Origin of the sequence: Streptomyces sp. NPDC002573 (assembly GCF_042889625.1) — a bacterium.
GTDB lineage: Bacteria > Actinomycetota > Actinomycetes > Streptomycetales > Streptomycetaceae > Streptomyces > Streptomyces gibsoniae.
In genome coordinates this window covers 22,696-44,011 of record NZ_JBIARC010000056.1, presented here as the reverse complement: position 1 = coordinate 44,011, position 21,316 = coordinate 22,696, and the positions used below count along the sequence as shown (strand labels likewise).

Annotated in this window: 16 protein-coding genes; 8 read left to right on the top strand and 8 right to left on the bottom strand. The window is 71.1% G+C overall.

Annotated elements, in window-relative coordinates:
* Positions 1 to 12 precede the first annotated feature (12 nt).
* From ACFYX0_RS35835 to ACFYX0_RS35820, 4 genes are all read left to right on the top strand, one after another.
* The gene (locus ACFYX0_RS35835) at positions 13 to 789 is read left to right on the top strand and encodes an SDR family NAD(P)-dependent oxidoreductase (RefSeq protein ID WP_388976924.1); all 777 of its coding nucleotides are present in this window, start codon (positions 13 to 15) and stop codon (positions 787 to 789) included.
* Between the two features lie 134 nt (positions 790 to 923).
* Positions 924 to 2,042 carry an LLM class flavin-dependent oxidoreductase gene (locus tag ACFYX0_RS35830; RefSeq protein ID WP_388976922.1) on the top strand — a complete coding sequence of 373 codons (1,119 nt, stop codon included), beginning with the start codon at positions 924 to 926 and terminating at the stop codon, positions 2,040 to 2,042.
* Positions 2,043 to 2,055: 13 nt separating this feature from the next.
* Positions 2,056 to 3,786, top strand: a complete 1,731-nt coding sequence (locus ACFYX0_RS35825; protein WP_388976920.1) for an amidohydrolase family protein — start codon at positions 2,056 to 2,058, stop codon at positions 3,784 to 3,786.
* Complete coding sequence (locus tag ACFYX0_RS35820) at positions 3,783 to 5,234, top strand: aldehyde dehydrogenase family protein (RefSeq protein WP_388976917.1); 1,452 nt, start codon at positions 3,783 to 3,785, stop codon at positions 5,232 to 5,234. The genes ACFYX0_RS35825 and ACFYX0_RS35820 overlap by 4 nt, the downstream gene beginning before the upstream one ends.
* 21 nt (positions 5,235 to 5,255) lie before the next feature.
* Here the strand turns inward: ACFYX0_RS35820 and ACFYX0_RS35815 are convergent, their stop codons facing one another.
* Positions 5,256 to 5,651 (bottom strand): nitroreductase family deazaflavin-dependent oxidoreductase, encoded by a 396-nt coding sequence (locus ACFYX0_RS35815; RefSeq protein ID WP_311695425.1) that lies wholly within the window; start codon positions 5,649 to 5,651, stop codon positions 5,256 to 5,258.
* 142 nt (positions 5,652 to 5,793) lie between these two features.
* Positions 5,794 to 7,314 carry a CehA/McbA family metallohydrolase gene (locus tag ACFYX0_RS35810; RefSeq protein WP_388976914.1) on the bottom strand — a complete coding sequence of 507 codons (1,521 nt, stop codon included), beginning with the start codon at positions 7,312 to 7,314 and terminating at the stop codon, positions 5,794 to 5,796.
* A gap of 220 nt (positions 7,315 to 7,534) precedes the next feature.
* Between ACFYX0_RS35810 and ACFYX0_RS35805 the strand changes: the two genes are divergently transcribed.
* On the top strand, positions 7,535 to 10,120 hold the full coding sequence (locus ACFYX0_RS35805) for a bifunctional FO biosynthesis protein CofGH (RefSeq protein ID WP_388976911.1): 2,586 nt from the start codon (positions 7,535 to 7,537) through the stop codon (positions 10,118 to 10,120).
* 119 nt (positions 10,121 to 10,239) lie between these two features.
* Here ACFYX0_RS35805 and ACFYX0_RS35800 read toward each other — a convergent pair whose 3' ends face one another.
* Complete coding sequence (locus tag ACFYX0_RS35800; protein ID WP_355906907.1) at positions 10,240 to 10,749, bottom strand: DUF2165 domain-containing protein; 510 nt, start codon at positions 10,747 to 10,749, stop codon at positions 10,240 to 10,242.
* Between the two features lie 159 nt (positions 10,750 to 10,908).
* On the opposite strand from ACFYX0_RS35800, the gene ACFYX0_RS35795 reads away from it, so the two are divergent.
* Positions 10,909 to 12,024, top strand: a complete 1,116-nt coding sequence (locus tag ACFYX0_RS35795; protein WP_388976909.1) for an ADP-ribosylglycohydrolase family protein — start codon at positions 10,909 to 10,911, stop codon at positions 12,022 to 12,024.
* Positions 12,025 to 12,057: 33 nt separating this feature from the next.
* Here the strand turns inward: ACFYX0_RS35795 and ACFYX0_RS35790 are convergent, their stop codons facing one another.
* Both ACFYX0_RS35790 and ACFYX0_RS35785 read right to left on the bottom strand, forming a co-directional pair.
* Entirely contained in the window at positions 12,058 to 13,638 is a 1,581-nt protein-coding gene (locus ACFYX0_RS35790) for a sodium:solute symporter family protein (RefSeq protein WP_388976907.1), read from the bottom strand.
* Positions 13,639 to 14,052: 414 nt separating this feature from the next.
* Positions 14,053 to 14,838 carry an SDR family oxidoreductase gene (locus tag ACFYX0_RS35785; protein WP_388976905.1) on the bottom strand — a complete coding sequence of 262 codons (786 nt, stop codon included), beginning with the start codon at positions 14,836 to 14,838 and terminating at the stop codon, positions 14,053 to 14,055.
* An 85-nt stretch (positions 14,839 to 14,923) separates the two neighbouring features.
* On the opposite strand from ACFYX0_RS35785, the gene ACFYX0_RS35780 reads away from it, so the two are divergent.
* Entirely contained in the window at positions 14,924 to 15,763 is an 840-nt protein-coding gene (locus ACFYX0_RS35780; protein WP_388976903.1) for a hypothetical protein, read from the top strand.
* Positions 15,764 to 15,882: 119 nt separating this feature from the next.
* Here ACFYX0_RS35780 and ACFYX0_RS35775 read toward each other — a convergent pair whose 3' ends face one another.
* The 3 genes from ACFYX0_RS35775 to ACFYX0_RS35765 form a co-directional block, all read right to left on the bottom strand.
* A complete protein-coding gene (locus ACFYX0_RS35775; protein WP_388976901.1) occupies positions 15,883 to 16,071 on the bottom strand; it encodes a DUF397 domain-containing protein in 189 nt (62 codons plus the stop codon).
* A gap of 254 nt (positions 16,072 to 16,325) precedes the next feature.
* Complete coding sequence (locus tag ACFYX0_RS35770) at positions 16,326 to 17,189, bottom strand: helix-turn-helix domain-containing protein (RefSeq protein ID WP_388976899.1); 864 nt, start codon at positions 17,187 to 17,189, stop codon at positions 16,326 to 16,328.
* 281 nt (positions 17,190 to 17,470) lie between these two features.
* On the bottom strand, positions 17,471 to 18,223 hold the full coding sequence (locus ACFYX0_RS35765) for a GPP34 family phosphoprotein (protein ID WP_388976896.1): 753 nt from the start codon (positions 18,221 to 18,223) through the stop codon (positions 17,471 to 17,473).
* A gap of 228 nt (positions 18,224 to 18,451) precedes the next feature.
* Between ACFYX0_RS35765 and ACFYX0_RS35760 the strand changes: the two genes are divergently transcribed.
* The gene (locus ACFYX0_RS35760; protein ID WP_388976893.1) at positions 18,452 to 21,166 is read left to right on the top strand and encodes a D-alanyl-D-alanine carboxypeptidase; all 2,715 of its coding nucleotides are present in this window, start codon (positions 18,452 to 18,454) and stop codon (positions 21,164 to 21,166) included.
* Positions 21,167 to 21,316 lie beyond the last annotated feature (150 nt).

The following is a 21,316-nucleotide window of genomic DNA, read 5'->3' as shown; positions in this document are numbered from 1 at the left end:
GAGGCAGGCCGCATGGGCAAGCTGGACGGGCGCGTCGTCATCGTGACCGGGGCGGCGCGCGGGCAGGGTGAGCAGGAGGCCCGGCTGTTCGCGGCGGAGGGCGCCCGGGTCGTCCTCACGGATGTGCTCGACGACCAGGGGGAGGCCGTCGCCAAGGAGCTCGGGCAGTCGTACGTCCGTCTCGACGTGGGGCGGGAGGACGACTGGACCGCCGCCGTGGCGCATGCGAAGGAGACGTACGGGCGCGTCGACGGGCTGGTCAACAACGCCGGGATCCTGCGCTTCAACGCCCTGGTCGACACGCCGCTGGACGAGTTCATGCGGGTCGTCCAGGTCAACCAGGTCGGCTGCTTCCTCGGTATCAGGGCGGTCGCGCCGGAGATCGCGGCCGCCGGGGGCGGCACCATCGTCAACACCGCCTCGTACACCGCGCTGACGGGGATGGCGGCCGTGGGCACCTACACGGCGACCAAGCACGCCGTCCTCGGCCTCACCCGGGTCGCCGCGATCGAGCTGGCACCGGAGGGGATCCGGGTCAACGCCGTGTGCCCCGGCGCCGTCGACACCCCGATGGCCAATCCGGCCCGGCTGGACCCGCGCGCGGACGCGGGGGAGATGTCCCGGGCCCTGGACGAGGTGTACGGCAGGCTCGTGCCGCTCGGCCGGATCGGCAGGCCGGAGGAGGTGGCCAGGCTCGCCCTCTTCCTGACCTCGGACGACTCCTCGTACATCACCGGACAGCCGTTCGTGATCGACGGCGGCTGGCTGGCCGGGGTCTCCATTCTCTGACGGATCGTCAGCTATTGACGCTCCCGGCGGCCGGTGTCAGAGTCGGCCGCAGATAGAACTGACGGTCAGTCAGATAAGGCCGCGCGTGGGGGACACCCGTCGGCGGCACATTCTCGTGGGGACGGTGAAACTCCGTGGAATTCGGGCTCTTTGTACAGGGATACGTGGGAAAGCGGGCCGGGACCGACCCGCTCGCGGAGCACAAGGCGCTGATGGAGGAGACCGAGTACGTCATCCAGGCGGACGCGTCCGGCTTCAAGTACGCCTGGGCCTCAGAGCACCACTTCCTGGAGGAGTACTCGCACCTCTCCGCCAACGACGTCTTCCTCGGCTATCTCGCCCACGCCACCGAGCGCATCCACCTCGGCTCCGGCATCTTCAACCCCCTCGCCCAGGTGAACCACCCGGTGAAGGTCGCCGAGAAGGTCGCCATGCTCGACCACCTCACCGAGGGCCGCTTCGAGTTCGGCAGCGGCCGGGGCGCGGGCTCCCACGAGATCCTCGGCTTCCTCCCGGGCATCACCGACATGAACCACACCAAGGAGATCTGGGAGGAGACCATCGCCGAGTTCCCCAAGATGTGGCTCCAGGACGAGTACGCCGGCTTCCGGGGGAAGCACTGGCAGCTCCCGCCGCGCAAGGTGCTCCCCAAGCCGTACGGGAGGTCGCACCCCGCGATGTGGTACGCGGCCGGGTCCCCGCCCTCGTACGCCATGGCCGCCCGCAAGGGCCTCGGGGTGCTCGGGTTCAGTGTGCAGAAGGTCTCCGACATGGAATGGGTGCTGGAGCAGTACAAGACGGCGGTGGTGGACGCCGAGCCCGTCGGGGACTTCGTCAACGACAACGTCATGGTGACGACCACCGCCGTGTGCGCGCCCACGCACGAGGAGGCGATCCGGATCGCGGCGGCCGGGCAGCTGCACTATCTGCCCTCCCTCGTCTTCCGCTACCACGACACCTTCCCCCGCCCGGAGGGCTTCCCGGTCTGGCCGGAGACGCTGCCCGAGTACACCGAGGAGTTCATCGAACTCCTCGTCGAGGAGGAGCTGCTCATCTGCGGCGACCCGGACGAGGTCCTCACCCAGTGCAAGCGGTGGGAGCAGGCCGGGGCCGACCAGCTCAGCTTCGGGCTGCCGGTCGGGATCCCGAAGGAGGAGACGCTCCAGACGATCCGGCTGATCGGCGAGCACGTCATCCCGAAGATCGACACCGACCCGGTGCACCGCACGACCCGGTTCCGCCAGGCCGCCTGAGGGGGTGCCCCGCATGCTCGACCACGTCATCAGGGGCGCGACCGTCGTGGACGGGACCGGCGCGCCCGGGTACAGCGCCGACGTCGGGATACGGGACGGCCGTGTCGCCGCCGTAGGGAGGATCACCGAGGCGGCCCGGGGCAGCGAGGACGCCACCGGCCTGGTGCTCGCCCCCGGCTTCGTCGACCCGCACACCCACTACGACGCCCAGCTGTTCTGGGACCCGTACGCGACCCCCTCCCTGAACCACGGGGTCACCACGGTCGCCGCCGGCAACTGCGGCTTCACCCTCGCCCCGCTCAACCCCGCGCGGCCCGCCGACGCCGACTACACCCGCCGGATGATGTCCAAGGTGGAGGGGATGTCCCTGGTCGCCCTGGAGGAGGGGGCGCCCTGGAACTGGCACGGGTTCGGGGAGTACCTCGACGCCCTCGAAGGCAGGATCGCCGTCAACGCGGGCTTCATGGCGGGCCACTGCGCGCTGCGCCGCCATGTGATGGGCCCGGACGCGGTCGGCGGACAGCCCACCCCCCAGCAGCTGGACGCCATGCTCCGGCTGTTCCACGAGGCCATGGACGCGGGGGCCTGGGGCCTGTCCACCACCCAGTCGTCCACCCACTCCGACGGCGACGGCGCCCCCGTCGCCTCCCGCCACGCCCGGCTGGCCGAGCTGCTGGCCCTGTCCCGGGCGGTGGGCGAGCACGAGGGCACCCAGATCGAGGCGATCGTGGCGGGCTGCCTCGACCGGTTCAGCGACGCCGAGATCGACCTGCTGGTGGAGATGAGCGCGGCGGCGGGACGGCCCCTGAACTGGAACGTGCTCACGATCGACGCCGCCGTCCCCGAGCGGGTGCCGCGTCAGCTCCTCGCGAGCGAGCGCGCCCGGAAGGCGGGCGGCCGGGTGGTCGCCCTCACCATGCCGATCCTCACCCCGATGAACATGTCGCTCGGCACCTTCTGCGCCCTCAACCTGATCCCCGGCTGGGGTCCGGTGCTGAGCCTGCCGGTGCCCGAGCGGATCGCCAGGCTCCGGGACCCGCAGGTCCGGGGCGAGCTGCTACGGTGCGCCGACTCCAAGGAGGCGGGCGTCTTCCGGCGCCTCGCCGACTTCGGACGGTACGTCATCGGGGACACCTACAGCCCGCGCAACGAGGGCCTGACCGGGCGGGTGGTGCGGGACATCGCGGCCGAGCGCGGCCAGGACCCCTTCACCTGCCTGGTCGAGATCTGCGCCGACGACGACCTGCGCACGGTCCTGTGGCCCATGCCCACCGACAACGACCCGGACTCCTGGGCGCTGCGCGCCGAGACCTGGCGCCACCAGGACGTCCTGCTCGGCGGCTCCGACGCGGGCGCCCATCTGGACCGGATGTGCGGGGCCCCGTACACCACCCGGTTCCTCGGGGACTGTCTGCGCGGCCGGCGACTGGTGCCGCTGGAGCGGGCCGTGAAGATGCTGACCGACGATCCCGCGCAGCTGTTCGGGTTGCGGGAGCGGGGCCGGGTGCGGGAGGGCTTCCACGCGGACCTGGTCCTGTTCGACCCGGAGCGCGTCGACGCCGGCCACGCCACCCTGGTGCACGACCTGCCGGGGGAGAGCCCGCGCCTGGACTCCCGGGCGATCGGGGTGAACGCGGTCTGGGTCAACGGCGTCGAGGCGATCCGGGACGACGTGGTGACCGGGGCCGTGCCGGGCCGGGTGCTGCGCTCCGGACGGGACACCAGGACGGTGAGCACCACGTGACCGAGCGGCAGCGGCTGTTCATCGGCGGCGCCTGGGTCGAGCCCGAGGACGGGCACCACCCGGTCGTCGGCCCGGCGACCGAGGGGATCGCCGGCTGGGCGCCGGAGGCCTCGCGGGACCAGGTGCGCGCGGCCTGCGCGGCGGCCCGCGAGGCGTTCGGGCCCTGGTCGCGGACGGCGCCGGAGGAGCGGGCGGCGGTGCTGGCGCGGGCGGCGGAGGTGATACGGCGCAACCTCGTGCCGTACGCGGAGCTGGCGCAGGCGGAGAGCGGCGCCACGACCCGTACCGCGCGCGGGATGCAGGTAGGCGTCGCGGCGGCCCGGTTCCGGCGGTACGCGCGCGTGGAGCCGGTGGAGCAGCCGCTGCCGCCGCAGATCAACGAGGCGGGCCCGTTCGGCCCGGCGGCGGTCGTCGGCGCGGTCGCGGAGCGCCGCCCGGTCGGCGTGGTCACCTGCATCACCTCGTACAACAACCCGTGGGCGAACCCGGCGGGCAAGGTCGCGCCCGCGCTGGCCATGGGCAACACGGTGGTGGTCAAGCCGGCCCCGCAGGATCCGCTGTCCGTGTACCGCATGGCCGAGGCCCTTCAGGAGGCGGGCGCGCCGCCGGGTGTCGTGAACGTGGTGAGCGGTTCACGGCCGGAGGTCGGCGAGGCGGCCGTCGACTGCCCCGACGTGGACATGGTGAGCTTCACCGGGTCCACGGCCGTGGGGCAGCGGATCGCCGAGGTGTGCGGCCGGTCCATGAAGCGCCAGCTGATGGAGCTGGGCGGCAAGGGCGCGGCGCTGGTCTTCGACGACGCGGACCTCGATGCGGCGGTGGCCGGGATCGGGACGACGTTCTCCTTCTACAGCGGCCAGATCTGCACGGCACCCACCCGGGTGATCGCCCAGCGGGGCGTTTACGGCCGGCTGGTGTCCGAACTGGCCGCCCACGCCCGGCGGCTGACGGTCGGGGACCCGCGCACGCCGGGCACGGTGGTGGGGCCCGTGATCTCGGCGGCGCACCGGGACCGCGTGGAGGCGTATGTGGAGTCGGGCCGCAAGGAGGGCGCGCGGCTGGTCGCCGGGGGCGAACGCCCGCCGTTCGAGCGGGGTTTCTATGTGGCGCCCACCCTCCTCGCGGACTGCACGCCCGACATGCGGGTGGTCCGGGAGGAGATCTTCGGCCCGGTGGTCGTGGTCGTGCCGTTCGAGGACGAGGAGGAGGGCATCGCCCTGGCCGACGCCACCGACTACGGCCTCATCGACTACGTCTGGTCCCGGGACGTGGCCCGCGCGTTCCGGGTCGCCCGCCGGCTGCGGGCGGGCCAGGTGGGCGTCAACACCGTCGGCCGCAACATGGAGGCCCCGTTCGGCGGCTTCAAGAAGAGCGGGGTGGGCCGGGACGTCGGCGCGTACGCCCTGCACGCGTACAGCGAGCTGCAGGCGATCGTGTGGCCGGGGTGAGCGGACCGGCCGGGGACCGCCTCAGGCGTCCAGGTCCACCCGGACCGTGAGCAGTTCCGTGCCGAGCGCCTGTACCGCCGTGCTGTTGAGGCGGGGCAGCGTCCGCAGCCGGGCCCGGGCGTCGTCGTCGGGGAGCGGATGGGCCGTGCCCGGGTACCAGCGGCCCCCGATGCGGACGCGCACCCGGGGATCGGCCTGGATGTTGCGGATGTACTGGGACTTCTCGCCGTGCTCGGACACCAGCCAGAAGGAGTCGCCGATGCGGCGCCCGCCGAGGGGGGTCCGGCGCGGCAGGCCCGAGACGCGGCCCGTGGTCTCCAGGAGCGTCTGGAGGGGCATACGGCGCTGCACAGGATTGACGACATGGCGCTGGAGCGCAGTGACCGCGCGGTACTTGAGGTCGGTGAAGCCCGGCATGGTCGTGTGTTCCCCCTGACGACGTGAAGAGCGAGGCCCTCAGCGCAGTCTGGCAGACGGCTGAGCGGGGCGCGCGGAAAAGTCCGCGCGCCCCGAGCGAAGGACCGCCGCGCCCCCGGTGAACGGCCGGTGGCCCAGGGCGCTACGACCGGCCCAGGAAGATCGGGTTTGTGAACGCGGCCAGGACACCCGGCACCGGGCCCGCCGCCGCCTCGTGCCGCAGCTCCGCCCGGACGTAGGCCGCGTACGACGGTGTCGTGTGCCACTCCACCGTGCCCGACCCCGACACCGGCAGCGGATCGCTCGTGAACAGCGTGCCCTGGTCGGTGACGAAGCGGACCGTGCAGCGGGGCACGCCCTGCGCCTCCAGCCGGACCGTGACCGGGGTGTCGGGGTCCACCCGCAGCCGCTCGCCGATCCCCGCGTGCTCGCCGTGGCCGCCCGAGACGCCGAAGGTCAGCGAGACGTTCTTCGACTCGGCGACGTACGAGCGGCCCGCGCGGATCCCCTCCTGGACGGCCTCCCTGGTCAGGTCGTCCGCGAGGACCACCGTCTGCGGGGTGCCGATCGCGTCGGGGTCGCGGTGCGCGTCGCTGTTGCCCATCGCCGGGAGCCAGTGGCCGTGCCCCTCCCGGACCGACGCCACCAGCGTGTTGTCCCACTCCGCCAGCGTCGCCTCGTCGTCCGGGGTGAACGGGCCGTTCCACACCTCCACCGCGTCCGCCTCGGCGAAGCCGAACTTCCAGCCGCATCCGACGCAGGTGGCGTGCGGATGGGCGGGCACGACCAGTCCGCCCGCCCGGTGGATCTCCCGGGCGAACCGGGCCCAGCGGTTGTCACGTGCCCGGTAGCGCCAGTCGACGAAGGTGCCCGGGTCGGTGCCCAGCGCGAGCACATGGCCGTTCCGGGTCGTCACCTCCTCGCCCAGCATGATCAGCAGGTTGTCGCCCGCCTGGTCGGCCCAGTGCGCGTGCGAGGAGTTCGTGTTGTGCTCGGAGGTGTTGATGAAGTCCAGGCCCGCGGCCCGGGCCAGCGCCGCGATCTCGGCGGGCGTGCGGCGGCCGTCGGAATACCAGGAGTGCATATGGCAGTCGCCGCGGTACCAGGCGCGGCCCCGTCCCTTGGCCCGGGACGGCGGGTACACCGGCGCCGGGGTGACGCCCTGTTCGCCGTAGGCGAGGGTGATGGTGATCTCGTAGGCCAGGCCCTGCGGGGCCACCGTGTAGGGGCCCAGGGCGATGTGCCAGGTGCCGGGGTGTACCGGGCCGGGCAGATAGCCGGGGGTCGCGTCGTCCGCGCGGACGAAGAACTCCGAGCGCGCGCCGCCGGACCAGCCGCGGAAGCCCGTGCCGCCCAGCTCGGTGCCGCGCTCGTCGAAGAGGCCGATGTCGAGGGCGTTGCCCTGGGTGCCGGCCGGGACGGACGGCTTTTCGTAGGTGTAGGCGACCTTGATCTCCCGGACGCCCGCGGGGACGTCGACGGGGAGGTAGACGAAGTCGGGGGAGCCGGGCGGCAGGGTGCCGCGCACCGTCCTCGTCTCCTGGTTGTCGGCCGCCTCGGCCGCGGGACCGCTGGAGAAGCTCACGGTTCCCAACGTAAGGGCGACGGCCGCGCTCGTCACGAACAGTGCGCGTCTGCCGATGCCGTGGTCGTCCTCGCACATGCTGCTGCTCCCAACGTGTCGGATGACAGGGGGTGGGCAGGGGTCGCACCAGACACTGTCTCCTCCGGCCGTGAACTCCGGCGCACAGGAAGCCGATCGCCCGCCGCGTGTCGTCGGAACATCCGGTGCCCGTGCGAGCGTTGACACCCCTGGTGTCCGGCCGCCCTGCCGTTGCCCGTCCGCCCCTCTGTGCTGATCACGGCAAACGTATGCTCGGAGGATGACGACTTCCGCGACCTCCGGAACCGGCCCCACCGAGAACTCCATGCGTCGCGCCCTCAAACGTGCTCGAGAGGGTGTCGCACTCGACGTCACCGAGGCCGCGGTGCTGCTCCAGGCCCGCGCCGCCGATCTGGACGACCTCGCCGCGTCCGCCGCCCGGGTGCGGGACGCGGGCCTCGCGGCCGCGGGCCGGCCGGGTGTCATCACCTACTCGAAGAGCGTCTTCGTCCCGCTGACCCGACTGTGCCGGGACAAGTGCCACTACTGCACCTTCGTCACGGTCCCCGGCAAGCTGCGCCGGGCCGGGCACGGGATGTTCATGTCTCCGGACGAGGTCCTCGACATCGCCCGCAAGGGTGCGGCCCTGGGCTGCAAGGAGGCCCTGATCACCCTCGGCGACAAGCCGGAGGACCGCTGGCCCGAGGCCCGCGAGTGGCTGGACGCGCACGGCTACGACGACACGATCGCCTATGTCCGGGCCATCTCGATCCGGATCCTGGAGGAGACGGGCCTGCTGCCCCATCTCAACCCGGGCGTCATGTCGTGGACGGACTTCCAGCGGCTGAAGCCGGTGGCGCCGTCGATGGGGATGATGCTGGAGACGACGGCCCGGCGGCTGTGGTCCGAGCCGGGCGGACCCCACTACGGCTCCCCGGACAAGGAACCGGCGGTGCGGCTGCGGGTCCTGGAGGACGCGGGCCGTTCCTCGGTGCCCTTCACCTCCGGACTCCTGATCGGGATCGGCGAGACCTACGAGGAGCGCGCCGAGTCGCTGTTCGCGCTGCGGAAGGTGGCGCGGGCGTACCACGGGGTACAGGAGCTGATCATCCAGAACTTCCGCGCCAAGCCGGACACGGCGATGCGCGGGATGCCGGACGCGGAACTCGACGAACTGGTCGCCACGGTGGCGGTGGCCCGGCACATCATGGGCCCGAGCGCCTGTCTCCAGGCGCCGCCGAACCTGGTGGACGACGAGTACGAGCGGCTCATCGGCGCCGGCATCGACGACTGGGGCGGGGTGTCCCCGCTGACCATCGACCATGTGAACCCGGAGCGGCCGTGGCCGCAGATCGAGCAGCTGCGGGAGCGTTCCGCGGTGGCCGGTTTCGAACTGCGCGAACGCCTCTGCGTCTACCCGGAGTTCGTGCGGCGCGGGGAGCCCTGGCTGGACCCGCGGCTGCGGCCGCACGTGGACGCCCTCGCCGACCCCGAGACGGGACTGGCCCGGCCGGACGCGGTGGTCGAGGGGCACCCGTGGCAGGAGCCGGAGGAGGTGTTCACCTCCGCCGGGCGCACCGATCTGCACCGCACGATCGACACCGACGGCCGCACGGGCGACCGCCGGGACGACTTCGACGAGGTCTACGGCGACTGGGAGGCGCTGCGGGAGGCGGCCGCGCCGGGCATGGCGCCCGAGCGCATCGACGCGGACGTACGGGCGGCACTGCGCACGGCGGCCGACGACCCCACGCGGCTGACGGACGCCGAGGCGCTCGCCCTGCTGCACGCGGACGGTCCCGCCCTGGACGCGCTGTGCCGGATCGCGGACGACGTGCGCACGTCGGCGGTGGGCGACGACGTCACCTACATCGTCACCAGGAACATCAACTTCACCAATGTCTGCTACACCGGCTGCCGCTTCTGCGCGTTCGCCCAGCGCCGCACGGACGCCGACGCCTACACGCTGTCGCTGGAGCAGGTCGCCGACCGGGCCCAGCAGGCGTGGGACGTGGGCGCGGTGGAGGTCTGCATGCAGGGCGGCATCCATCCCGACCTGCCCGGAACGGCGTACTTCGACATCGTCAGGGCGGTGAAGTCCCGGGTCCCCGGCATGCATGTGCACGCCTTCTCCCCGATGGAGGTGGTGAACGGCGCCACCCGCACCGGACTGTCGATCCGCGAGTGGCTGACGGCGGCGAAGGAGGCGGGCCTCGACACGATCCCCGGCACGGCGGCGGAGATCCTGGACGACGAGGTCCGCTGGGTGCTCACCAAGGGCAAGCTGCCGACGGCGACCTGGATCGAGGTCGTCTCGACCGCCCATGAGCTGGGCATCCGGTCCTCCTCGACGATGATGTACGGCCATGTGGACCAGCCCCGCCACTGGCTCGGCCACTTCCGCACCCTCTCCCGCATCCAGCAGCGGACGGGCGGCTTCACGGAGTTCGTCACCCTCCCCTTCATCCACACCAACGCCCCCGTCTATCTGGCGGGCATCGCCCGCCCCGGCCCGACCCTGCGGGACAACCGCGCGGTGACGGCGATGGCGAGGCTGCTGCTCCATCCCCACATCCCCAACATCCAGACCAGCTGGGTGAAACTGGGGGCCGAGGGCGCGGCGGAGATGCTCCGCTCCGGCGCCAACGACCTGGGCGGCACGCTGATGGAGGAGACCATCTCCCGTATGGCGGGCTCCTCGTACGGCTCGTACAAGTCGGTCAGGGAGCTGGTCGCGGTGGCCGAGGCGGCGGGCCGCCCGGCGAAGCCCCGTACGACGCTCTACGGCGAGGTCCCGGAGGAACGCCGGCGCGCGGCGGCGGCGTCGGACGGGCATCTGCCGGAACTGCTGCCGGTACTGGACTGAGGGGTCGAGCCGGCCCGGTCACCTCACCGTGCTCCTGTCGGTCGGCCGACGGGGAGACGTGCGGTGGGGTCCGGGCCGGCGGGGATCCGCGGTCTCGTCGACGGGGCGTCCCGGAGGGGTCAGCTGTCCTCAGCGGCTGCTCCCGGCAGGTTGGTCACCAGGAGGACCACGCCGGTCAGGACGATGATGCGGGTGGCCGCGTCCAGACCGTTCCACGTCTTGGACTGCCACATCGCGAACCACTCCCCGCCTATCGCGATGAAGCCCGCGCCGAACAGCAGCAGAAGCATCGACAGGCCGACGGTGGACAGCCGCCGGGCGCTCGGGTGGCGCCGGGCCCACAGCCAGGTCGCGGCGATCAGGAGCAGCGCCGCCGCCGTCTCCCAGACGATGATCGCGACGTAGGCGGAGTCCTGAAGGGCGTGCGAGGTGATCGCGTGCCACATCAGATCGCCGTCCTTGAACGTGGTGTCCATGGCCAGAACATGGCGGACGAACTGCTGGTTGGTTCCGAAGTCGGTGATGTTCCCGAACGCGACGAGTGCGATGTAGAGGGCGACGGTGCCGACGAGGGAGGTAGCGGCGACACGAAGTGCGGGCAGGGGGCGGGGGGTTCTGGTTTCGGCCATGGTCCCACTATGGAGAGGGCTTCCGGCCGCTCCTAGATCATTTTCGGGCGCACACCGAAGTGTGGTGTGCATGACGGCCAGGCGCTCCCGACTGATCGTCTCCGTTCGATTACAGTGCTGCGCGTCGGACGTACGGGCGGTGCCAGGAGGAGGCCTGAGGTGGGTGCGACATCCGGTGCCGTCTGGGGTCGCGCCGAGCAGCAGGACTTCCGCAGCCGCGTGCGCGGCACGCTGCTCGGCGCGGCCGTCGGCGACGCGCTGGGCGCCCCGGTCGACGGGCTGTCCCTGGAGCGGATCCAGGAGGCGCACGGGCCCGAGGGGCTCGCCGACCTCGCCTCCGGACCCGACGGGCGCGGCGCGATCAGCCGGCACACCCAGCTCACGCTGTTCTCCTTCGACGGGCTCGTCCGCGCCCAGGTCCGCCGGGACACCGGCGCCTGGCACCCGCCGACCGATCTGCACCGGGCGTATCTGCGCTGGGCGGTCACCCAGCACGACTGGGGGCCCGACGAGCGCCGCACGGAGGACGGCTGGCTGGCCCGCGAGGAGTGGCTGTACGCCCGCCGCTCCCCGTCCCGGGCCTGTCTGCTCGGACTCGCCGACGGCACCATGGGCACGCTGGACGCGCCCAAGAACCCCGGCGAGCCGGGCCCCGACGCGGCGGCCCGCTCCGCGCCCTTCGGGCTGCTCGTCGGCTGGGATCCGCAGCTGGTGCTGCAGCTGGCGATCGAGTGCGCGGCACAGACCCACGGGCACCCCACCGCGTACTTCGCCGCGGGCGCGTACGCCGTGATCGTGCACGCGCTGGCCCGCGGGGAGATCCTCGACGCGGCCGTACAGCGCGCACTCGCGCTGCTGGCCCCGCGGCCGGGACACCAGCCGGTCGGGGACGCGCTGCAGCGCGCCCTGGGCGCCGTGCGGCAGGGCATGCCCACGGCCGCCCGGATCGAGGAGCTGGCCGGCGCCGGTACGGCGGACGGGGCGCTCGCGGTCGCCGTGTACTGCGCGCTCGTGGGGGAGGACGTACGGCACGCGCTGTGCCTCGCGGTGAACCACGGCGGGCCCTCGGCGGCCACGGGGGCGCTGACGGGCGGACTGCTCGGGGCGCTGCACGGCGAGACGGCCCTCCCGCCGGCCTGGCTGGCCGAACTGGAGGGCCGTCCCACGATGCTGGTGCTGGCGGACGACTTCGCCATGGAGATGACGCAGAGCCCTGCGCTGCACGGGCCGGGCGGGTCGTCCCCGGGGTGGCTCGTGCGGTATCCGCGGGCGTAGGGGCCGTACCCGAGGACTCCGGGCGCGGACCGGCTACACGCCCGAGGGGCTCGTCGTGGTGCCGGTCGTGTCCGTCGTACCGGGCGTGCCCGCCGCCGGGACGGTGACCGCCGTGCCGTCGTCGTCCGTGTTCAGCGTCTCGATGATCGCGTCCCGCTCCGGGGTGTCCTCCGGCTTGATCAGGCCGATCACGACGTACAGCACCAGCGAGATCACCATGGGCAGCGCCACCTGGTACTCCAGCTTCACGTCCGAGCGCTGGGAGAAGTCCAGGTGGTAGTTGACGAAGAAGAACGCGAGCAGACCGGCCGCCCAGCTGACGAGCGCCGCCGTCGGGCCCGAGCGGCGGAACGGGCGCAGCAGACCGAGGATGAACGGGATCGCGATCGGACCCATCAGACCGGCCACCCACTTGATGACCACCGTGATGATGTCCTTGAAGGTGGGGGAGTTGACCTGGGTCGCCACCGCCATCGACAGGCCGAGGAAGGCGACCGTGGTGACCCGGCCCGCGATCAGACCGGCCCGGGCGTTCCACGTCCGGGCCGCCTTCGAGAACACCGGCACCACGTCCCGGGTGAACACGGCCGCGATCGCGTTCGCGTCGGAGGAGCACATGGCCATCGTGTGCGAGAAGAAGCCGACGACCACCAGACCCAGCAGCCCGTGCGGCAGCAGCTGTTCGGACATCAGGCCGTACGCGTCCGAGCCGTCCGGCTTCTTCGCCGTGACCAGGAGCGGGGACAGCCACATCGGGATGAAGAGGATGACCGGCCAGACGAACCACAGGCCGGCCGACAGCAGGGCGGAGCGTGTCGCCTGCCGGGGGCTGCCCGTGGCCATGTAGCGCTGAGCCTGGTTCCACATGCCCCCGTTGTACTCGAAGAGCTTGATGAACAGATACGCGATGAAGAAGACCGTCATGTACGGGCCCGCGAACCCGTGTCCGTGACCGGCCAGCTTCGGCGAGTCCAGCGCCTTGGACAGACCGCCCTGGTCGGAGATCTTGTGCAGCGCGATGATCAGCATGGCGAGGCCCGCGAGCAACTGGATGACGAACTGGCCCAGTTCGGTCAGCGCGTCCGCCCACAGGCCGCCGATCGTGCAGTACACGGCCGTGATGCCACCGGTGATGAGGATGCCCTGGGTGAGGGTGACCCCGGTGAAGACGCTGAGCAGGGTCGCGATCGCCGCCCATTTCGCGCCCACGTCGACGATCTTCAGCAGGATCCCGGACCAGGCCAGGGCCTGCTGGGTGGAGACGTTGTAGCGGTCCTTCAGATACTCCAGCGGCGAGGCCACGTGCAGCCGTGAACGCAGCCGGTTCAGCCGTGGCGCGAACAGCTTCGCGCCGATCAGTACGCCGATGGCGATGGGCAGTGCCCAGGTGACGTACGACGTGACGCCGTAGGTGTAGGCGATGCCGGCGTAGCCAGTGAACATCACCGCGCTGTAGCCCGACATGTGGTGCGAGATGCCCGACAGCCACCAGGGCATCCTGCCGCCCGCGGTGAAGAAGTCGCTGACGTTGTCGACGCGTTTGTGGGACCAGACACCGATCGCGGTCATCACGCCGAAGTACGCGACCAGGACGGCCCAGTCGAGACCGTTCATGTGCCCCCTCCAGGGGTCCGCCTTGTGAACCTGCACTTACCGGACGGCACTTCGCCAGTACGCACACACGGGCGGCGCCCCCGTGCGGGAGCGGGGACTTCGGGGATTGAACCGCCGGTCAGACGGATGGTCAAGACTTTTCTCGGTCACGGATATGAACGTAAGTCAGCAAGTCGAACGATTTTACGTTCCTTTGACCCGTCCGCCGGTTGTCGCACGCGTGACGCGGACCACACCATGGGCGGGCACTTCGCCAGTCGACAGACATCCGATGGATCGGGTGGATCGGATGGATCAGGCGCGACGGACAGGGCGCACGGGATGCGGGTCCCGTACGGCCCGGAGGGGAGACGCGAGACATTCGACGACGTCACGCCGACGCGAGGAGCCGCCGATGCGACGGGTCCGGAGTCGTCAGCGCATCAGTTCGCCGGCGTTCACGAGCAGGGACTGACCCGTGATCGCCCGCGCCCGGTCGGAGGCCAGGAAGACGACCGCGTCCGCCACATCGCCGTCGGTGGCCAGCTCCGGCAGCGCCATCCGGTCCGTCAGGCGCCGGGTCACCTCCCCCTCCGGTACGCCCTCGGTGTGGGCGGTGAACCGGACGTAGGCCTGGACGGGCGGGCCCCACATCCAGCCGGGCAGCACGGTGTTGACCCGGATCCGGTGGGGGCCGAGCTCCCGGGCGAGCGAGTACATGGCGCTGGTGAGCGCCCCCTTCGACGCCGCGTACGCCGCCTGCCGCACTTGGGACGGCGCGGCCACCGAGGACTGGGTGCCGATGAGGACCACCGAGCCGCCGCCCTCCCTGAGCCCCGGCAGACAGGCCCGTGTCATCCGCAGGGTGCCCATCAGGTTCACGTCGATGACCGCGTGCCAGGTGGCGAAATCCGCGTCCTGGAGGCCGCCGAAGTGGCTGTCCCACGCGGCGACATGGACCACCGCGTCGATGCCCCCGAACCGTTCCAGCGCCAGCGCCGCGAGCGCCTCGCACTGCGCCTCGTCGGTGACGTCCGTCGCCCGGTAGGCCGTGCGTGTGCCCTCCGGATCGATGGCGGTGGCGGACTTGGCGAGGTTCTCCTCCGTGCGGGCGCCGAGCACCGCGTTGCCGCCGTCCCGCACCACGGCCGCCGCGACCTGGTGACCGAGCCCGGCGCCGACCCCCGACACCACGACCGTCTTGCCCTGGAGCAGTGACATCGGTCCTCCCGGATATGGCGGATTTCCTGACGGACCGTCAGAGTAGGTGGGTCCGGCGGAGGAGGGAAGGGAAAGGGGAACGGCGATGGGTGAGGACACGCGCAGCGCGGTGTACGCGGAACTGGCCGCCGTGGGGCCCTACGGCGTCCGTCCGGGCCATGCCCTGATCACCATGGTGGAACCGCACCCGGGGCACGAGTACGCGTACAACCGCTGGTACGAGGACGACCACTACTACGCCGGCGCCATGGCCATGCCCTGGATGTTCGCGGGCCGCCGCTGGGTGGCCACCCGGGATCTGCAACTCCTGCGCTACCCGGAGAAGTCGGCCGTGGCCCAGCCGGTCACGGCGGGCTGCTATCTCTCGACGTACTGGATCACGGACGGCCGCTACGACGACCACATGCGCTGGACGGTCGCGATCAACAAGCGCCTCAACCGCGACGCCCGCGTCTACCGGGACCGCACCCATGTCTTCACGGCCTTCCAGGACCACGAGACCACGGTGTACCGGGACGGCGCGGCGGGCCCCCGGGACGTGCACGCGCTGGACCATCCCTACGCGGGTCTGGTCCTGGAGGTCGTCGACGCGGAGGGGCCGGAGCAGCGGGCCGAACTGCTCGAATGGCTGCGGGGCCGCCATCTCCCCACCCGCCTCACGGGCTCCCCCGCCGCCATGGTCACCGTCTTCCGCCCGACCCCGCTGCCCGGCGACCGTATGACATATGTGAAACAGGTGGAGGGCGTGGACACCCGCCTCACCCTGCTGTGGTTCCTGGAGGCGGACCCGGGGCGGTGCTGGGAGCCACACTTCACGACCGCGGACACCGCGGTGAGGGAAACGGGCCTGGGGAGGGTGGAACTGGTGGCGCCGTTCGTTCCCACGCTGCCGGGGACGGATCGGTATGTGAGCGACCTCCGCTGAACCGTGCGGCGTCCCGGCTCACTCGCCCCACGAGACGGACGTGCCCCCTCGGCCGGGACGGCGGGCCAGTCGAGAGGGCTCTGTCGCTACTGCTTGCTATGGAATTGTGGCGGTCGGTGCTACTTGATCGACGTCACGAAGGCGTTCCAGGCGTCGGCCGGGAAAGCCAGGACGGGCCCCTCGGGAACCTTGGAGTCGCGCACGGCGAGCGCCGCCACGATGGGAGATTTGACCTCGACGCAGGCGCCGTTGCCCGTCGAATACGACGACTTGGTCCACGTTTCCGTGGCCCCCTGAAGAACGGCCATGTTCACTCCGTAGCGAGTTGCTGAGTTGCTGAGTTGCAGTCGTGCTGTCATCGGGTCGCGCGCTCTGTCGGTGCGCGCGACCCGAATCACGCCAACTTGTCTGGCTGATGGCGTGATCGAAGCTACTCGGCAACATCTCTGCCCGGAGTGGCCATTCACTCGACCGGATGGCATATTCCAATAGAGCCTTCCGGTCGAAGGTTTCACTGGTGTATGGTTCGCCGCCCGCTCGTACGGAGGCCCGGGGCGGGATCTCACGTGGAATCCGCGTACCTCTTGGCCACGTCCGCGATGAACTGGCGGGACTTTTCCACGCTGAGCGCCTGTGCCCGCAGATGCTCGTACATCACGGCGTACTTCTGCACGTCGTTGGCCTTTTCCAGGTACAGGTCACTGGTGACGCCCTCCAGGTACACGACGCTGGAGTCGGCCGCGTCGGAGAACTCCAGAATCGCGTACTGCCCGTTCAGACCGGGATGCGCGCCAGCCTCGAACGGCAGTACCTGCACGGTCACATGCGGAAGGTGGGACAGCTCGCCGAGGTGCTCCAGCTGCTCCCGCATCACATGGTTGTTGCCGACGACCCGGCTCAGCGCGGCCTCGTCCAGCACCACCCACAGACGCAGCGGGTTGTTCTCGGCGGCGATGCGGTCCTGGCGTCGCATCCGCACCTGTACCCGCTTCTCGACGTCCGCGGCCGACGTCTCCGGCAGCGCGCCCTGGATGAGCGCCTCGGCGTAGGAGCGGGTCTGCAGCAGACCGGTGATGACCTGGGGCTCGTAGACCCGCAGCGACTCCGCGTCCGTCTCCAGTCCGATGTAGACGCTGTAGGGGATGTCCCCGAACGCGTGCCACCAGCCTTGCTGCCGCGAATCACGCGCCATCTCCATCAGCGAGTCGACGACGCGCTGGTCCTCCACCTCGTACACGCCGCACAGGTCGCGTACGTCGCGCTGGCTGATGCTGCGGCGGCCGTTTTCCAGTCGGCTGATCTTCGACTGGGAGACGAGCAGGCGCTCGGCGACCTCTTCGGCGGTCATGCCCTTGAGTTCACGGAGCTTGCGAAGCTCCTGACCCAGTCGGCGCCGCCGGACGGTGGGATTGACATTCGACGCCACGGACGTGCACCTCCGGCTACTGCCTCTACTTTGCGTATCTGCTGCTGAGCAGATTGCCACCAAGGTGCTTACTACCGCTGGGAAACAGCGGATATGCGCTGCGTACGCGCGACTTGAGCCCTCTTTGGGCCTTCCTCGGGCGTGAGCCGGCCGCAGTGGCCGTGGGCCTTTTATGTGTCGCGGTGCGGCCCGGGCCGGCGTCGGCACACGGCCGCGCGGGGCGAGGAGACCGTGCCGTCCCGACGGACGTACGGTCCCCTCGCCCCGCGCGGGCCGACGGCTCAGTGGGCCACGACGCGGGCCATGGATCCGCGACGCGGCTGCATCGGAACACCACGGGCCGGTTCCGGTGCTGTCCTGGCCGCGGTGGCCTGACGGCCGGCCGGGGCCGGGGCACGGCGTGGCTGCGCGGCCGCGCCGTTCTGGACGTCCATCACGGCGTGCGCCACGAGGCCGCCCATGGGGTCGTGCCTGATCAGATCCCGCAGCCGGGAGCGGGACGAGCGTCCCTCGTTGCCCGGATACAGGTGCTTGCCGAGACCGACCGCGTGGGCCAGCGCGGCAAGCGCAGCGGTCCGCGGGTCCGGCGGGACGCCGGTGCGGATCGCTGAATCCAGCCGGGCCCTGATCTCCCGGCTGATGGTCGTGTCCGTCGCCTGGTAGCGCGTCGTCGGCAGCACCCCGCACATCTGGCCCGGCACGGCCTGGACCATGCCGCACCGCTCCAGATGTGACAGATAGATCTGGCGCAGTCCGAGACGTGGCCCGCCGATCCAGTGGACGGCCCGTACCGGAGCGCCGCGCCTGCGCAGCAACTCCAACGCACAGTCCAGAGTTGGATCTCCAGTCGGCCGTGGTACCACCACGGCGATACGATCCCCGTCTGGGGCTATCCGTCCGGCCAGCGCCAGCTCCACTAGCTGTGCTCCGGCCAGACCCAGGTCGAGCGACTGCGGCTGTGCAGTGGTACCCGTGGTCGGGTCCAGTGCCAGCAGCAGAAGCTCCTCCGGAATTGTTCTGCGGCTCCTGCCCATCCATGCCTCCCCGCGTGGATGAATGACAGGGTGACCCCTCTCACATTGGTCTGTCGAGGGTGCGTGACCGGAATGTAGTGGAACCGATAGGTATGTCGTTCTCGTCTAGCCCAGGGGTCAAGTCCTCACACAGGACACTGGTACATGGTTCGGGCAGTGATGTCCGGGTGGCGGTTCACGGTTCGGCAAGGCGCGCGAGCGGGTGCGTGGCGCAAGGAGGAGGCATCGGTGGCGGGCGAGTCCCCCGACAGGTCGAGGCAGCACGAGTCGTCGACGGAAACGACGTCGGGGAGCGGGGATCCGGTTCCGGGGCCGGCTGCGGGCGACCGCGACCCCCGGCTGGCGATGGCCGGCAAGACGGCGAGGGTCGACCAGGCGACGACGGTCTTGTCCACGCGCGAGTTGCGGGACTCCTCCGGCGCGGCAGCGGACGAGGCCGCTCCGGGCGCCGAGGAGTCGTCCACGACCGCCGAGGACGCCAAGGGCGGTGCGCGGCAGGAGGCTTCGCTGGCGTCCTGGGTGCGGAGCGCGGACGAGGCCGAGGCGGAGGCCGGGGCCGAGGTCGAGACTCAGGACGAGGACGCGTCGGGGGCCGAGGCTGACGCTGAGGACGCTGAGGACGCTTCGGAGGCGGAGCCCGGGGCCGAGCGCGCCGCGGCCAAGTCGGGGACGGAAGGGGACCGTTCCGGCGACGAGGGGGCCGAGGGTTCGGCGTCCGATGAGGCCAGGTCCGGCGATTCGGGGTCGCGTGACGCCGAGTCCGGTGACGCAAGGGGCGCGGGTGCCGGGGAGGCCGTCGGCTCGTCGGACGAGGAGTCCGAGGAGTCCGAGGAGTCCGAGGACGAGGGGTCCGAGAGCGCGGCCGAGGGAGAGCCCGAGAGCGTCTCGAAGGCGAAGAGCGAGGACGTCTCGGAGGAGGAGCCGAAGAAGGCTGCCGACGCCCCCGAGGACGCGCCCGCGAGCGCGGCAACCTCCGGGGAGGAGGCGGCGGCTGACGAACCCTCCGACGACGATGCGGAGGCCGAGGCGTCCGCCCACGCCGACGCGGACGCCGAGGGCTCGGAGGACGGCGCGGGCGACGCCGAGGACAAGCCGGCCGTGGATCAGCCCACCGCCGTCTTCAAGACCCCGCGCAGGCCCCCCGTGGACCAGCCCACGACGATGCTCAAGCTCGGCGGCGGCACCAAGCCGTCCGAGAAGTCTGAGAAGTCCGATAAGTCTGGTAAGTCCGACGGCTCTGACGAGTCCACGGACAAGCCCGCCGTCGACCAGCCGACGACGATGCTCAAGCTCGGCGGCGGCACCAAGCCATCCAGGACGTCGGACTCGCCCGAGAAGGCCGAGAAGTCCGGTAAGGATGGAAAGCCCGCTCCCTCCTGGGCGGCCAAGTCCTCCGCGTCGACGTCCGCCGAGCCCAAGCCCGCGGCCCACTCCGGCTCCGAGGCCGACTCCAAGTCCAAGCCCGAGGCTGAGTCCGAGCGCACCAGTACGTTCATAGCGCTCAAGCCGCTCGACGAGCCCAGGTCCACGCAGCCGAAGAGCACGCAGCCGAAGTCCACGCAGCCCAAGCCGGCGCAGTCCGCGCCCGCCGACGCCACCGCCGCGCTGCCCCGGGTCGGTCCCGAGCGGACCGCGCAGCAGCCGCTGCCGCCGAAGCCCCCGCTGGACCTGCTCGCCGAGCTGACGAACACACCGCCGCCGCCGGAGACCCCGGTGCGCACGGTGCTGCGGCGGGTCAAGATCTGGACCCCGCTCGCCGTACTGCTCGTGATCATCTTTGCGATCGTGCAGGCGGTACGTCCGCTGCCGAACCCGACCCTCGGGCTGTCCGCCGACGAGACGTACACGTTCGGTGGCGGCGACCTCGCCCTGCCCTGGCCGGGTCAGGGGCAGTCGGCGATCGAGGTCGAGGGCGTCGGCACGGTCGGTGTCGAGGGCAAGCAGGCCCCGCGGCCGATCGCGAGCGTCACCAAGATCATGACGGCGTACGTCACCCTTCAGGAGCACCCGCTCAAGGGGAACGACGACGGCCCGAAGATCACGGCGGACCAGCAGGCCGAGGACGAGTCCAAGATCGGGGACGAGTCGACGGCGACCATGAAGAAGGGTCAGGTGTTCACCGAGCGGCAGATGCTCCAGATGCTGATGATTCCGTCCGGGAACAACGCGGCGCGACTGCTGGCCCGCTGGGACTCGGACAACAAGACCTTCGTCGGCAAGATGAACGCCGCCGCCAAGCAACTCGGCATGACGAACACCACGTACACCGACCCGAGCGGCCTGGAGAAGTCGACGGTGAGCACCGCCGTCGACCAGCTGAAGCTGGCGAAGACGGTCATGCAGAACCCTGTGTTCCGCAGCATCGTCGGCATGGCCAAGGCGGACATCCCCGCACCTACCGGGACGATCTACAACAACAACGACCTGCTGGTGAAGCAGGTCGGCGTGATCGGCCTGAAGACGGGCTCGTCGACCCCGGCGGGCGGCAACCTGGTGTGGGCGGCCACGAAGGTCGTCGACGGCAAGACGCAGACGATCTACGGCGCGGTCCTCAACCAGGACGCGCACACCGGCCGCGTCTGGGACAGCCTCCAGCTGGCGATCACCAACAGTCAGAAGCTGATCGACAAGATCCAGCACAGCCTGACCTCCGCCACCGTGGTGAAGAAGGGTGAGGTCGTCGGGTACGTGGACGACCAGATGGGCGGCCGGACGCCGGTAGTCGCCACCCGGAACATGTCGGCGGTCGGCTGGCCGGGCCTGCGGACCAAGCTCTCCATCGGGGGCGACGGCAAGGCGGTCCCGCACGAGGCGAAGGCCGGCACGGTCGTCGGCAGGCTGACCGTCGGCGACGGCTCCAGCCACGCCGTGATGATTCCGGTCGCCCTGCAGAAGGACCTGGGCGAGCCGGGATACGGCGCGAGGTTCACCCGACTGGGCTGAACCGACCTCCCGCCCCTGAGGCGGACACGACACGGCGCACCCCGTCGGCGGCCCCCACCCGGGAGCCCGCCGGCGGGGTGCGTGCTAGCGTCGCGAGGCCGGGGCGGACCCGCGAGCCGCACAACCTGGCCCGGGGCGGGCCCCCGAGGG